Genomic DNA, 13860 nt, shown 5'->3' with positions numbered 1-13860 from the left:
GTCGATCCAACGAAGGAATTCAGATGGGTACTGAAACCCATCGGGTAGCAACGCTGGAGGATAGAGAAGGGATGCGTCCATACAAAACCTCAAATGGCTGTGGCTTGCGGCGAGAGAAAGTAGCTTCGCGAAGAGTGCCGCATAGCGCGGCAGATTAATGCGCCATCCTGCCAGGGACAATGCCAGCAAAGCCGGGCTATGCAGAACATTGCTCGCGTAACCGGACGGGTTCGGCGCGCTCGCGCGGGATGTGTGAGCGGGTGTGTACGGCCGCTTGACCTTAAAGCCGGGTTCAAACCTAGAGTCGCTGCCGGGCACGCCCGCCGCGGGCTGCCCATCGCATCCATCGAGAGGGCAGCGACATGCAGATGCGTTTCACCCAGGCCGAATTCGGGCCGCACGTGGTCGAGGTGCTGGAGGGCGGGTACTACGACCGGTTTCGGATGAACCCGGACCTCGACGAGGTGGCGCGGGACCCCGTCGCCGGTAACATCGATTTCTTCCGCAGGATTCCCAAGCAACTGATGGCGTCGCGGGTCGGGCCGACCTGGGCGCCGAACTTCTACTACCGCACCAGCAACGTCCAGCTGCTGTTCCTGGCGCCCCTGGACCGCTTGCGGGCGATCCTTCCGCTGCCGCTCGAACCCCTGCGGGCCCTGCCCGGCTACGGGCTGGTGGCGCTGACCTTTTTCTCCTACGCGCTGTGCGACAACGATCCCTACGACGAGGTCTCCGTGGCCATCGTCATCCGCCGTCCCGGCGCGCGCGGGGCCCATGCGCTGGAGCTGCTCGACTCCATGCGGCGGCGAAGCTTCTTCGGCCACGTGCTGGCGCTGCCGGTGACCAGCGAGATCGCCCGGGTGCGTGGCGTCGAGGGCTACCAGTTGCCCAAGTGGCGCACCGACATCGAGGTGAAGATCGGGACCGAGGTGAAGGCCAGCGTCGCCGCGCCCGACGGCATGCCGGACCTGAGCCTGAGCGTTGCCATGCCGACGCTGCAGGTCGTCCCGTCCCAATCGCATATGGGCTCGATCAATTCGGTCCACCTGCTGGACGGGCGCTGGCACCAGACCGCAGTGCAGATCAACACCCTCGCGTTCGCCCAGCGCCTGTTCCCGCGGGACGTCAGGCTGGCCCGCAACGGCGGCCCCCTGAGCCAGCTGCTCGACGGCCTGGGGGCGAAGCGGATTCTCCGCCTCGACGTGGTCAAGGACGCGCAGATGGTCCTCAACCTGCCCCGGCCGCTGAAGGCCTTCGATCGGTAGCGAGCCGCATCAACCGGAGATTCCACGATGATCACGAGAAACAGCCATTTCACCAGCGGGGGCGAGCGCTGCGCCGCCTCGCTCCATCTCCCCGAGCGGGGCGGCGGCCAGGGGCTGCCCGCCATCCTGATGCTGTACGGCTGGGGCGGGGCGCAGAATTCCTTCCTGGTGCCGTTCCGCAACCGTTTCGTGGAGCTGGGCTACGCGGTGATGACCTTCGACTTCCGCTCCTGGGGCGACAGCGCGGGAAGCCCGCGCCATGTGATCTCGGTGCCCGGGCGCCTGGCGGACGCCGAGGCCGCCCTGGCGCACCTGCGCGCCCAGCCGGAGATCGACCCCGGCTCGATCGTGCTCTGGGGTTCCTCGCTGGGCGGCGGCATGGCCTTCACCCTCGGCGAGCGCCACCCCGAGCTGAACGGCATCATCGCCCAGTTGCCCATGCTCGACGGCAAGACCGCCTCCAGGCGCACGCCGCTGCCGGCCCGGCTGCGCATCGCGCTCTACGCGCTGGTGGATTCGTTGCGGGGGGCGAAGCCGCTGTACCTGCCGATCGTGGCGCCGGCGGGCGGCTTCGGCACGATGACGCGCGACGACGCGGCGCGGGCCAAGGAGGAGGGCGCGCGGGCCTACGGCCCCGGCGCGCCCAACTACATCGCGGCGAGGTCGGCGCTGACCATGCTCGGCTACCGTCCCATCGAATCGCTGGCGCGGATCGCCACCCGCACGCTGGTGATCGGCGGGACGCGGGACACCATCGCGCCGTTCGACGAGCAGGCGGTGCGCGCCGCCGGCAACCCGCGCGTGGAGATCGAGACCCTCGATGCCAGCCATTTCGAGCCCTATCTGGAGCCCCACCTGAGCCGCAACCTGGCGCTCCAGGTCGCCTTCCTGGCGTCCCTGGGCAGCGGCGCGAAGGCGGCCTGAGCCCGGCCGCGCCTGCCGGCAAATCCCTGCAAGGAACGAGAGAAATGGAGCAATCCGTACTGATAGAGATCGGCCTGCCGATCGCCCTGGCCATCATCATGACCGGCATGGGCATGACCCTGGTGCCCTCGGACTTCCAGCGCGTGGTGGCCCGCCCCAAGGCGCTGATCTGGGGCGCACTGGCGGCGCTCCTGCTGCTGCCGGCGCTGAGCATCGTCCTGGCCATGGCGCTGCGCCTGCCGGCCGAGATGGCGGTCGGCCTGTTGATCATCGCCGCCTGCCCGATCGGCACCACGTCCAACCTGATCGCCTTCCTGGCGCGGGGCCGGCTGGCGCTGTCCATCGCCCTGACCGTGGTCGGCAGCCTGGCCACCATCGTCACCCTGCCGCTGTTCGCCAACTTCGCCCTGGAGCGCTTCGTCCACGCCGACGCCCGCGTCTACCTGCCGGTGCTGCGCACCGTCGCCATGCTGCTGGGTATTGTGCTGGTGCCGGTGCTGATCGGCATGCTGGTGCGGCACAAGGCCCCTGCGCTGGCCGCCCGGGCCGAGCGCGCGGTGAGCCTGTTCGGCGCGCTGGTGCTGCTGGCCCTGATCGTCGGCATCGGCATCTCGGTGGCCGACCAGTGGCTGAGGATTCTCGCCAGCGCCGGGCCGGCGGTGATCGCCCTGAGTGTGTGCGGCATCCTGCTCGGCTTCGTCGGCTCGCGCCTGCTCGGCATCGGCGCCGAGGAAACCATCACCGTGGTGGTGGGCATGAGCGTGCGCAACGCGGCCATCGGCATGCTGATCGCCATCGGCATGATGAACTCCCCGGAGATGGCCGTGCCGGCGGCGCTCTACGGCCTGCTCATGTACGCCTTCGGCTTCGCCCTGATCGGCTACGGCCGGATGACGATCCGCGCCGCCGCCTGATCGGGTGGCGCGCGATTCTGGCGCGAAATATCAAGTGCATGGTCGGGTAGGGTCAAGCCGCCCGGTCGCCGGTGGTCGAGAATGATGCCATCCCGGTGTGCAAAACCGGCCCGCGGGTGGCACGCTCGGCAAGCGGCCCCGCCACAGATCGGAGACAGCCATGAGCCTTCAGCACTACGACGTCCTCATCATCGGAGCGGGCATCTCCGGTATCGGCGCCGCCTACTACCTGCAGGACCAGCGGCCCGGCACCCGCTACGCGATCCTGGAGGCGCGGGGCGACCTGGGCGGGACCTGGGACCTGTTCCGCTATCCGGGCATCCGCTCCGACTCCGACTTCTTCACCTTCGGCTACGACTTCAAGCCCTGGACCAGCGACAACGCCCTGGCCGACGGCCCGGCGATCAAGGCGTACATCGCCGAGACCGCCCGCGAGAACGGCATCGACGCGCACATCCGTTACCACCACCGCGTGCTCCGGGTGGACTGGTCCTCCCGCGAGCGGCTGTGGAACGTGCAGGTGGAGCGCGCGGACACCGGGGAGCGCTCGCTGCTGCGCACCCGCTGGATCTTCTCCGGCACCGGCTACTACCGCTACGACGAGGGCTTCACCCCCCACTTCGAGGGGCGCGAGGACTTCGCCGGGCGCATCGTCCACCCCCAGCACTGGCCCGAGGACCTCGATTGGCGCGGGCAGAAGGTGGTGGTCATCGGCAGCGGCGCCACGGCGGTGACTCTGGTGCCGTCGATGGCGCCGGGCGCGGCGCACGTGACCATGCTGCAGCGCACGCCGACCTACATCCTGCCGATCCCCTCGCGCGACCCCATCGCCCGGCGCCTGCGCCCGCTGCTGGGCGACCGGGTCGCCCACGCCATCGCGCGCCGCTTCAACATCGCCAAGCAGAAGTGGTTCTTCACCTTCGCCCAGCGCTTCCCCAAACTGGCGAGGAAGCTGATCCGCAGCATCAACCGCAAGATGCTGCCCGAGGGCTACCCGGTCGACGTGCACTTCAACCCGCCCTACAACCCCTGGGACCAGCGCCTCTGCGCCGTGCCGGGCGGCGACCTCTACCGCGAGATTTCCGCGGGCCGCGCCTCGGTGGTCACGGACCGCATCGCGCGCTTCACCACGAGCGGCATCCAGCTGGAGTCGGGCGACCATCTGGACGCGGACCTGATCGTCACCGCCACCGGGCTCAACCTGCTGCCGTTCGGCGGCATCGAGCTGGCCATCGACGGGACGCTGATCGACGCCAGCGACACCGTCGCCTTCAAGGGCATGATGCTGAGCGGCATTCCCAACCTGGCGTTCGCCATCGGCTACACCGGTTCCTCGTGGACGCTGAAGGTCGGCCTGGTCTGCGAGCACTTCTGCCGCCTGCTGGCGCACATGGACGCCAACGGCCTGGAGGTCTGCACGCCGGTGGCCGACCCGGGCATGGAGACGCTGCCGCTGCTCAACTTCGGCGCTGGCTACGTGCAGCGCTCGCTCGGCAGCCTGCCGCGCCAGGGCGCGCGCTTCCCCTGGGCCATGTCGTGGAACTACTTCGCCGACGAGAAGATGTTCCGCCACGGCGAGGTGGCCGACCGCCACCTGCGCTTCGAGGGGCGCCCGGCGCCGCAGGCCGAGCCCGCCCCGGCGCGGGAGGTCTCCGCATGAGCGCGTTTCGCCAGCCGCCGGGCGAGGGCGACCCGCAGGACCGCTTCCTCGAAGCCGCCGACGGCCTGCGCCTGTGCTACCGGACCTACGGCAACGCCGGCGACCCGCCGGCCCTGCTGATCGCCGGGCTGGGCCTGCAACTGACCTCCTGGCCCGCCTCGTTCATCGACACCCTGGTGGACGCCGGCTACTACGTGATCGCCCCGGACAACCGCGACGCCGGGCGCTCGTCCACGGTGCGCCAGGCGCCGCCGGGCAAGCTCCGCCAGCTGCTCGGCTGGGCACCCCCCGGCAGCTACGGCCTGGAGGACATGGCCGACGACATGGCCCTACTGCTCGACCACCTGCAGGCCGACGATGCCCACCTCATCGGCATGTCCATGGGGGGCATGATCGCCCAGTGCATGGCCGCCCGTTACCCGGCCCGGGCCCGCTCCCTGACCTCGATCTTCTCGACCACCGGGGCGCGGCGGGTCGGCAGGCCGGCGTTCTCCACCCTGCTGCGGATGGCCCGGGCCGCGCCGCGCGACGAGACGGAGGCGGTGGCCGGCTTCGCCGCGATGATGCGCCACATCGGCGACCCCGGCGTGACCGGCATCGCCGCCGAATGGGAGCGCTACGCGCTGGAGGCCTGGCGGCGCAACGGCAACCGCGCCAACGCCGGCGGCATCGGGCGGCAGATCGGCGCGATCCTCAAGTCGGGCGACCGCAGCCACCAGCTGCGCCGCATCAGCGCCAGCACCCTGGTGCTGCACGGCGAGGTGGACCTGATGGTCGCGCCGAGCGGTGGCCGGGCAACGGCGGCGGCCATCCCCGGCGCCCGTCTGGTGTCGTTGCCGCGCCTGCGTCACCAGATCGACGAGGCCCGGGTGCCCGAACTCATGGGCCACATCGTGCCGCACCTGGCGCGCAGCGCGCGGCCCGCTAGCGCCGTGGTCGCCACGGCGAGGACATAGACGGAAACCACGGCGGCCGTTCCCGGCCGGCGCAATTCCCCCATAATCGACGCCTTGAACTCCCGGCGCGCGCGGCGCCGTGCAGCCAGCAAGAGCCGATCATGAGTCTTTCGTCCGATCTCGAATCACGCATCCACGGAACCCAGAAGATCAGCGCCGTCGTCGATACGCTGGCCGAGGACGGCATCGCCCCGGCCAGCGTGCTGGCCAACAGCGGCATCAGCGAGGACACGCTGCGCACGCTGTCGGCCCGCGTCTCCTTCGCCCAGATCGTGACCGTGTTCCGCAACGCCGTGCGCCTGGCGACCGATCCCGCCACCGCCGTGCGTGCCGGCGCCCGCATGCGCCTGACCGCCTACGGCATGTACGGCTACGGGCTGCTGAGCAGCCCGACGCACGCCGAGCGCATCGACTTCGCGCTCAAGTACAAGCGCGTCATGGGGCCGGTGGCGGCGCCCGTCGCCTACGTGCGCGGCGAGCGGGTGGCGATCTACACCTACGAGGTGTTCGTCACCGCCGACCCCCTCGACCCGCTCTACCGCTTCGCCCTTGAATTCGCCTACGCCGCGCACCTCACCGTGGGCCGCGACCTGTACGGCGACGGCTTCGGCTTCTCCCTGCTGGGCTTCGCCTGCCCGCCCCCCGCGCAGCCGTACGACGAGCTGCTCGGCTGCCCGGTGCGCTTCGACCAGCCCGGCAACGAACTGCACACCGCGCTGCACTGGCCGGACCTGCCCTCGGGCATGCCCGAACCCTCGACCCACGCCATGGTGTGCGAGATGTGCCAGCCGGTGCTGGCGCGCATGCCCTACCTGGACGGCCTCAGCTCCGTGGTGCGCAGCACCCTGGTCGAGCACATGCCCTGGCGCTTCCCCACCGTCGAGGCCATGGCCCGGCACCTCGACATGCACCCGCGCACGCTGCGCCGGCGGCTGGAGAGCGAGGGCACCGGCTACAAGGACATTCTGGTCAACGTGCGCCGGGGCCTGGCCATCGAGTACCTGCGCGAGACGCGCATGACCACCGAGGAGATCGCCACCCGCCTGGGCTACAGCGACGCCTCCAACTTCCGCCACGCCTTCCACCGCTGGACCGGCCAGAACCCGCAGGACTACCGCCGGCGCTGATACAGGTTCAGGCGGTGGTCCCGGCCGCCGTCCTCCGGTGCTGCGCCGCGGAGGCCATGATGATGGCCGCCAGCACGTACAGCGAGACGATGAAGAGCAGGCTGTAGCGGTTCTGCCCGGTGGACGTGAGTATCCAGGTGCTGATGGACGGGGCGACGGCCGGCCCGAGGTTGCCCAGCGAGCTGATCAGGGCGATGCCGCCGGCCGCCGTTTCCTTGGACAGGTATTCGCTGACGAAGGCGAAGAACAGCGGGGTGAGCGAGGCGATGCCGATCGAGCCGATGCAGTAGAGGACCATGGACCACACCAGGTCGTCGTTGGCGAAGGCCATGGACACGAAGCTCACGGCGATCAGCGCCACGCAGCACACGTAGTGCCAGCGCCGGTCGTTGAGCCGGTCCGAGCTGCGCCCGATCAGCACCATGCCGATGACGCCGACGATGCTCGGCAGGGCCTTGAGCAGGCCGACGTGGAACACGTCCTTGACCCCCCAGCTGGCGATCATCGACGGCGCCCAGAACAGCAGCGCATAGACCGCGCCGCTCATCAGGAAATACACGCTGGAGAGGACGTAGATCTTCGGGTCGCTCAGCAGGGTGCGCCACGCGCCGTGGCCGCCGGGCTTCGGCGGGATGCGGTCGCGCTGCAGGCGCTCGGCGAGGATGCGCTTCTCCTGCTCGGTCAGCCAGGAGGCCTTCTCCGGGCCGTCGCTCAGCAGCAGGTAGGCCAGCACGCCGATCAGCAGGCAGGGCGCGCCGTTGGCGATGAACATCCACTGCCAGCCGTGGTAGCCCATGACGCCCTGGCCGAACTTCATCAGCGCGCCGTTGAGCGGCCCGACCAGGATGCCGGCGATGGCGGTGGCGGTCATGAAGGTGGCGATCACCCGGCCGCGTCGCGCCGGCGGGTACCAGAAGGTGAAATAGAGGATCGCGCCGGGGAAGAAGCCGGCCTCGAACGCCCCCAGCAGGAAGCGCAGCACGTAGAACTGCCAGGGCGTGGTGACCCAGGCCATGGCCGTGGCGCAGGCGCCCCAGCACAGCATGATGCGCAGGATGGTCTTGCGCGCGCCGATCTTCTCCAGCATCAGGTTGCTGGGCACCTCGAACAGGAAGTAGCCGACGAAGAACAGCCCGGCGCCGAGGGCGAAGATGTGGTCGCTGAACTGCAGGTCGGTCTTCATCTGCAACTGGGCGAAGCCGACGTTGATGCGGTCGATGTAGGCGAAGCAGTAGGCGATCAGCAGCAGCGGCAGGATGCGCCAGTTGATCTTCGAGAACAGGGCCTTCTCGGCATCGCTCTCGAGGAGCGCCTCGCCCTTGCGCAGGGAAATCGCGGTCATTGGGTTCTCCTTGGATGGCGGGCGGGTATCAGTGGGCGGCGCCGAGGTAGGCGATGCCGGTCAGCGGCCCCTGGCCCTGGAAGATGATCCGGCTCGGGTAGGGCGGGTCCAGGTCGACCACCCGCAGGTGGCCGCCCAGGTCGCTGACGAAGGCGCGGCGGCCGGCGGGGTCGCGGGCCAGGCCGATGCCTTCGGTCAGGCCCGCGAGCAGAATCTGGTGGTCGACGGCCCGGCCGTCGCGGATGCGGGAGCGGTTCAGGGTGTTGCCGTGGGGCGGGGCGCCGCGGTCGGTCCAGTAGAGGGTGGCCTCGTCGCCGTCCCAGTCGAGGTCGATCGGCTCGGGCAGGCCGTCGAGCAGAACCTCGATGTCGTCGCGCGCGGCGGGATCGTCGGGCCGCACGTCCAGCGGCGCGCGCAGGATCATGCCCTCGCCGCCGTCGGGGCGGCCCTTCTGGGTCCAGTAGAGGAAGCCGCCCGCACCATCCACCGCGATGCCGACCGGGTGGCGGCGGCGGTCATGGCGGTCGGAGGCGCGGGTGCCGGTGAGTACGTGGACGGCCAGGTCCGAGCCGTCGGGGTGGCAGCTCATCACCCGCAGGCCTTCGCGGTCGCACCAGTAGAGCCGGTCGCGGCCGGGCTCGAAGGTGATCTGCTTGCCGGTGACGATCTCGCCGGGCGGCACGATCACTCGGCGCTCGCCGCCGTCGAGGCCGGCGCGCTCGATGTGGCCGTCGGCCTCCCAGAAATCCTCGCCGTCGCGCGCCACGCCCATGAAGGTGCAGAACAGGTGCTGGTTCGCCGGGTCGATCGCCACGCCGTCCGGCTTCGACGCCAGGCCGTCCACCAGGACCCGCAGGTCGCCGCCGTCGCTGGCGACGGAGAGGATGCGCGACTCACGGCCCAGGTTGAGCAGGATGATGCGGTCAGAGGGGGCGCTCACGGTCGGGCTCCTGTGCGCTGGCCGAGGAGGGCCGCGGAGCCGCCTTCTCGTTCACGGTATCTCCCGGCCGGCGCGCGCTGGCGCCGCGGAAGACCCGTTGCCTTTGTTGTTATTCGGTGGATGCCGATCTTGCGGGATCGATCCGCCGCAGCACAGGTTATTCGAGGCCAATAGCTGGTGAGTTCTGTCCCGCCCGCACCTGGCTAGACCGGCGCGGTGTCGCGCATGGAGTCCCTGGCGGCGAAGCCCGCCTGGAACGTCGCCAGCGCGGGGCAGGCGCTTCTCCAGTCCAGTTCGGCGAAGCGGAAGTCCAGGTAGCCCAGGGCGCAGGCCACGGCGATCTGCGCCACGTCCAGCGGGCCCTGCAACTGTCCGGCCTGCCGTTCCAGCTCCGCCAGGGCGCGGCGCACCTTGCCCAGCTGGCCTTCGGCCCAGTCGTCCCACTGCCGCTCGGCGGGACGCACGGCGCGCTCGTAACGCACCAGCAGCGCGGCTTCCATCAGGCCGTCGGCCAGCGCTGCCAGACGCAGGGTGCGCCAGCGCGCGGCGGGTTCGGCGGGGAACAGCCGGGAGCGGTCGTGCAGGCTGTCGAGGTATTCGCAGATCACCCGGCTGTCGTACAGTGCCTCACCGTCGTCGGTCAGCAGGACGGGCACCTTGCCGAGCGGGTTGAGCGCGTTGACCCGCTCGTTGAGGGTGATTGGCAGCACGGCGGTGTCGATCGCCTCGATGCGTGGCGCCAGGCCGGTCTCCAGGGCCAGTACCCGTACCTTGCGGGCGAAGGGGGAGGCCGCTGCGTGGATCAGTTGCATGATGAAGGTTTCCTCTGGCGGGTGGTTCGGGTTGTTCCGGGGGCGGTGCAGGCCTTAGGCTTCGCCGCAATTCGGTCGGATGGACGCACCATGGTCATAGACAGAAAGATCAATACCGCCTCCGTGCGCATGCAGTCGCTGGACCCGCTCGATCACTCCCTCGAACTGCTGCACTTCGGCTTCCGCGGGCTGACGGTGGCGGCGGACCGGTTCCTCGAGACCCAGGGGCTGTCCCGCGTGCACCACCGCATCCTCTACGTCATCGCCCGCGCCGACGAGATCAACGTCGGCGACCTGGCGGCCACTCTCGGCATCAGCAAGCAGGCGCTGCACCGCACCCTGACCCAGCTGTTCGAGCGCGAGCTGGTCTGCTACACCCGCCAGCCGGAGCGCCATCGCTTCAAGCTGCTGGCCCTCACCACGCAGGGCGAGGCGGTGGAGCGGGAGGCCTCCGAGCTGGAGCGCCGCACCCTGCGCGAGGCGTTCGCCTGCACTGACGCCCACGGGCGCGAGGCCTGGGAAGCGGTGATGCTGGCGCTGGCCGAGCGCCTCAACTGACGCGCTCACGTGATCCGCTCGCGCACCACGATGCACTTGGCCAGGGGCTGGACCAGCGCCTTGGTCGCCTCCTCGCAGCCCACCACGGTCGGGCTCACCAGCAGCGGGTCGCAATGGCCGCCGCCGACCAGCTCGAACACCTTGGGGATGTGCGGGCGCACGTTGCAGGCTCCCACCGACAGGGTGACGTCGCGCAGGTACATGCCGAACAGCGGAATCTTCGGGTCCTCGAAAATGATGCCGATGCACGAGCAGTGCCCGCCCGGGGCCAGGGCCAGCAGCCCACGGTGCAGCGCCTGCGGGTCGCGCGTGGCGGAGACCACCACGTCGTAGCCTTCGTCGAGTGCGCCGGCCTGCTCGACGTTGGCGCCGCTGCGCAGGGCCAGCTCGCGCCGGTAGTCGCTGTCGTCCAGGTAGTCGACGCTGGCCGCGCCGGCCGCGACCGCCATCTGCACGGCCAGCACGCCCAGGCTCTCGGTGCCGCCGACCACCAGCACGCGGGCCTCCTCGCGCGCGGCGATGGGGCGGCTGGCGGCCACCCAGGCGTCGGTCAGGTTGTCGCTGGCGCTGGCCACCGCCAGCGGATTGAGGCCGGGCGGCAGCGGCACCAGCATGGCGTCGGCGAACGGCACCAGGACCACCTCCGAGAACAGGCCGCCCCAGTGGCCACCGGCCGGCACGCCATAGGCGGCGTGGCGCGGCACCGCGGTGCAGGCGGTGGCCCTGCCCGCGAGACACTGGCGGCAGTTGCCGCAGGCGATCTTCCAGGGCACCGACACCAGGTCGCCGCGCCGTACGCCGGTGACCTCTTCGCCGACCTCCAGCACCTCGGCCACGCATTCGTGGCCGAGGGCGAACGGCGGCTTGAAGGGTGTGGCTCCGGCGATCAGCCGGCGGTCGAGATCGCAGGACGCGGAGGCGATCGGTCGCACCAGCGCGCTGCCGGGGCCGGCGAGCGCCGGCGCGGGTTTCTCCACCCAGGCCAGTTGCCCGGGACCACGTACGATGAGTTCCTGCATCGCGCTATCCCCTGACCGCGAAGGTGGTGGTGGCCCTGGCGTAGAGCTTGCCGGCGGCGTCCACCAGCTGGGCGTCGCAGATCGCCAGGCTGCGGGTGCGCTCCACCAGCCAGCCCTCGACCCGGTAGGTCTCGCCGGCGGTCAGCGGCCGCAGGTACTTCACGTTGAGGTCCACGGTGGAGTGGGCGGTGGTCGCCTCCAGCGTCGAGAACAGGGCCAGTGCCGCCGCGCCGTCCAGGCAGGTGGCGGCGAAGCCGCCGTGCACGGCGCCCGCGGGGTTGAGGTGGCGGCCGTCCGGGCGGGCCTCCAGGGTGATGCGCCCGGGCTCCACCGCCACGGCGGTCAGGCCCATGGTCTGGCCGATGGAAGGGGCGGGCAGGTCGCCCCGGATCAGCGCGCGCAGGGCCTGCAGCCCCGAAGTCTCGGTGTCAGTCATGCAGGCTCTCCTGCTGCGGGTCGAGGTCGGCCAGGGCCGGGTGGATCGCCACCAACTGCGCAGCGGTGTCGGGGTATTCGCGGAAGGCCGTGATCAAGCCGTCGCGCAGGGTGAACAGGTGGGCCCAGTGGTTGACGTACAGCCGGCCGGTGGACTTCACCCGGCAGCGGCCCACGCCCAGCGCCACGACCTGGCCCTGCTCGACATCCACCACCAGCGACCGCGCCTCGAAGGCGAGGAAGTCGAGGTGCTCGTCCAGCTGGCCGAGGAATTCGAGCACGCCCGCATGGCCATGATGCTCTCCGGCCCAGGGCATGAGGGTGGGCAGACCCGGCGCCTGCCAGAGGCAGCCGGCGGCGCAGAGCGGCAGGAGATCCTGCGAACGACGGGCGGCAAAGGCCGCATAGGCGGCCTCGACGATCCCGATCAGGGCTTGGCGATCTGACATATGACCTCGCAAGGTAGCGGTGGACGAAATGCGACTCCGGCTAGCCTATGCGGGGTTGGAATATCAAATCAACATTGTTGATCTGACAATGTGAAGGGCGTTTCCGTCATTCCAGGGATATGCAGGGGCAGGCCTCGTGGGCTCGGCGGCTGGATTGTCGAAGGGGCTGCATTCGATGCCTCGCACAGGATGCGGTGGTCGGTGGTGATCCTCTTCAACCGTGACCACGGCTCGACTCGGCCAGAATCTGATGGAGTCCCTGGCGGTAGGTCGTCACTTCGAACCGAGGGAAACGCCGCTTGAACTTCGCGGAGTCGAACAGGTTGTCGTGCTCGTACCGCGGCAGCAGTTCCCGCAGCTCGCGCACCTGTTTGGATACCAGGCCTGCAGCCGTCAAGGTCCATTTGCCAAGGACCTTGTAGGACGGCTCCCGGCCGAAGAGCTCGGAGGCCAGGGCCACGAACTGCCTGTAGGTCAGGCGGTCATCGTCGCAGGGGAGGTGCCAGGTTTGCCCGAACGTGTCCGGTGCATTCCCCAGATCCGCCAGCGCGCGACTCGCGTCGGGCGTCCAGATCAGCGTACGCCGGGTGTCGTCCCGAACCGGCACGCGCGGGGTTTCGCCAGCCTTGATCTTGTCGATGATCAAGGTGTTGGTGATGCTCTGCGTCTTGTCGGGACCATAGAACTCGGGTGCCCGGCCGATGACCACGGGGATATCGCCTCGGGCCATCTCCTGCAGCACCCTGGACGCCATCGCCGCGCGCACCTTGCCCTTGCGGCCGACCGGTTCGAACGGCGCATCCTCTGTCAGCACGCGGTCATCCTGCGGATACATATAGGTGTTGTCGAAATAGACGAACCTGGCATTGGCCGCGCGAGTCGCGTTGAGAGCGTTTTCCAGCATCAGCGGGAATTGGGTTTCCCATAGTTCCGTGTCCGGCGGCAGGCCGGCGGTGAAATAGACGATGCTGCTGCCCTTGACCGCATTGGCTGCCTGATCGGCGTCCAGCAGGTCTGCTGGCACGAGGGTGTCGGAGTCGTTCACCTTGCGGGGTGTGCGGCTGACGAGCCGCAGGTCCTTCGTGTAAGTGCGGCACAGCTCTCGCGCCAGTTCCACGGCGATCTGGCCGGTGGCTCCCAAGATGGTTTGCATGCTGACTCCTTGAAGTCGTACTTCACCTGTGTGCTGATCTTCAGAGTCTAGAAACCCATCAACAGACTATTTCAGTCTCCACGCCGAACGACACTCGCACCGGGCGCATCTGTGGCGACGGCGTCCCAGGGTGAGCTCGAACGATAGCGGCATAACCCTAACTATGAAGGACGCTTTAAGGTCAAGAGCGTTTCTGGACTCGCCGTCGGCTGCTTCGGTTCGTGAAAGCCGGACCGGTATGTCTCGAAGGGGCGACCGAGCCTCTGCCGCAGCGGACCAAATTGAGACCCATTCGTCGTTTACGGC

14 protein-coding genes are annotated in these 13860 nt (G+C 69.4%); 7 read left to right on the top strand and 7 right to left on the bottom strand.

Going from position 1 to position 13860, the window contains the following annotated elements:
- Positions 1-362 precede the first annotated feature (362 nt).
- From N5D30_RS03685 to N5D30_RS03660, 6 genes are all read left to right on the top strand, one after another.
- On the top strand, positions 363-1265 hold the full coding sequence (locus N5D30_RS03685) for an acetoacetate decarboxylase (RefSeq protein WP_279907708.1): 903 nt from the start codon (positions 363-365) through the stop codon (positions 1263-1265).
- Between the two features lie 27 nt (positions 1266-1292).
- A complete protein-coding gene (locus N5D30_RS03680) occupies positions 1293-2189 on the top strand; it encodes an alpha/beta fold hydrolase (protein WP_279907707.1) in 897 nt (298 codons plus the stop codon).
- Positions 2190-2233: 44 nt separating this feature from the next.
- A complete protein-coding gene (locus N5D30_RS03675; RefSeq protein WP_279907705.1) occupies positions 2234-3103 on the top strand; it encodes a bile acid:sodium symporter in 870 nt (289 codons plus the stop codon).
- 160 nt (positions 3104-3263) lie between these two features.
- Complete coding sequence (locus N5D30_RS03670) at positions 3264-4763, top strand: NAD(P)/FAD-dependent oxidoreductase (RefSeq protein WP_279907704.1); 1500 nt, start codon at positions 3264-3266, stop codon at positions 4761-4763.
- Positions 4760-5719, top strand: coding sequence for an alpha/beta fold hydrolase (locus tag N5D30_RS03665; protein ID WP_279907703.1), 960 nt, complete (start codon positions 4760-4762; stop codon positions 5717-5719). The genes N5D30_RS03670 and N5D30_RS03665 overlap by 4 nt, the downstream gene beginning before the upstream one ends.
- Positions 5720-5820: 101 nt before the next feature.
- On the top strand, positions 5821-6846 hold the full coding sequence (locus N5D30_RS03660; protein ID WP_279907702.1) for an AraC family transcriptional regulator: 1026 nt from the start codon (positions 5821-5823) through the stop codon (positions 6844-6846).
- 7 nt (positions 6847-6853) lie between these two features.
- Here N5D30_RS03660 and N5D30_RS03655 read toward each other — a convergent pair whose 3' ends face one another.
- From N5D30_RS03655 to N5D30_RS03645, 3 genes are all read right to left on the bottom strand, one after another.
- Positions 6854-8188 (bottom strand): MFS transporter, encoded by a 1335-nt coding sequence (locus N5D30_RS03655; RefSeq protein WP_279907701.1) that lies wholly within the window; start codon positions 8186-8188, stop codon positions 6854-6856.
- A 28-nt stretch (positions 8189-8216) separates the two neighbouring features.
- Positions 8217-9128 carry a hypothetical protein gene (locus N5D30_RS03650; RefSeq protein WP_279907700.1) on the bottom strand — a complete coding sequence of 304 codons (912 nt, stop codon included), beginning with the start codon at positions 9126-9128 and terminating at the stop codon, positions 8217-8219.
- Between the two features lie 203 nt (positions 9129-9331).
- Positions 9332-9940, bottom strand: coding sequence for a glutathione S-transferase N-terminal domain-containing protein (locus tag N5D30_RS03645; protein ID WP_279907699.1), 609 nt, complete (start codon positions 9938-9940; stop codon positions 9332-9334).
- Between the two features lie 90 nt (positions 9941-10030).
- On the opposite strand from N5D30_RS03645, the gene N5D30_RS03640 reads away from it, so the two are divergent.
- Entirely contained in the window at positions 10031-10498 is a 468-nt protein-coding gene (locus tag N5D30_RS03640; RefSeq protein WP_279907698.1) for a MarR family transcriptional regulator, read from the top strand.
- A 5-nt stretch (positions 10499-10503) separates the two neighbouring features.
- Here the strand turns inward: N5D30_RS03640 and N5D30_RS03635 are convergent, their stop codons facing one another.
- From N5D30_RS03635 to N5D30_RS03620, 4 genes are all read right to left on the bottom strand, one after another.
- Positions 10504-11517: an alcohol dehydrogenase catalytic domain-containing protein gene (locus N5D30_RS03635; protein WP_279907697.1), complete on the bottom strand. Its 1014-nt coding sequence runs from the start codon at positions 11515-11517 to the stop codon at positions 10504-10506.
- A 4-nt stretch (positions 11518-11521) separates the two neighbouring features.
- Positions 11522-11953, bottom strand: a complete 432-nt coding sequence (locus tag N5D30_RS03630; RefSeq protein WP_279907695.1) for a PaaI family thioesterase — start codon at positions 11951-11953, stop codon at positions 11522-11524.
- Complete coding sequence (locus tag N5D30_RS03625) at positions 11946-12401, bottom strand: nuclear transport factor 2 family protein (protein ID WP_279907693.1); 456 nt, start codon at positions 12399-12401, stop codon at positions 11946-11948. The genes N5D30_RS03630 and N5D30_RS03625 overlap by 8 nt, the downstream gene beginning before the upstream one ends.
- Positions 12402-12615: 214 nt before the next feature.
- Positions 12616-13554 (bottom strand): NAD-dependent epimerase/dehydratase family protein, encoded by a 939-nt coding sequence (locus N5D30_RS03620; protein WP_279907692.1) that lies wholly within the window; start codon positions 13552-13554, stop codon positions 12616-12618.
- Between the last annotated feature and the right edge of the window lie 306 nt (positions 13555-13860).

This window comes from Pseudomonas sp. GD03875 (genome assembly GCF_029840585.1).
Lineage (GTDB): Bacteria > Pseudomonadota > Gammaproteobacteria > Pseudomonadales > Pseudomonadaceae > Aquipseudomonas > Aquipseudomonas paralcaligenes.
Note: the sequence above shows the minus strand (reverse complement) of the source record. Positions and strands in the feature narration are given on the sequence as shown.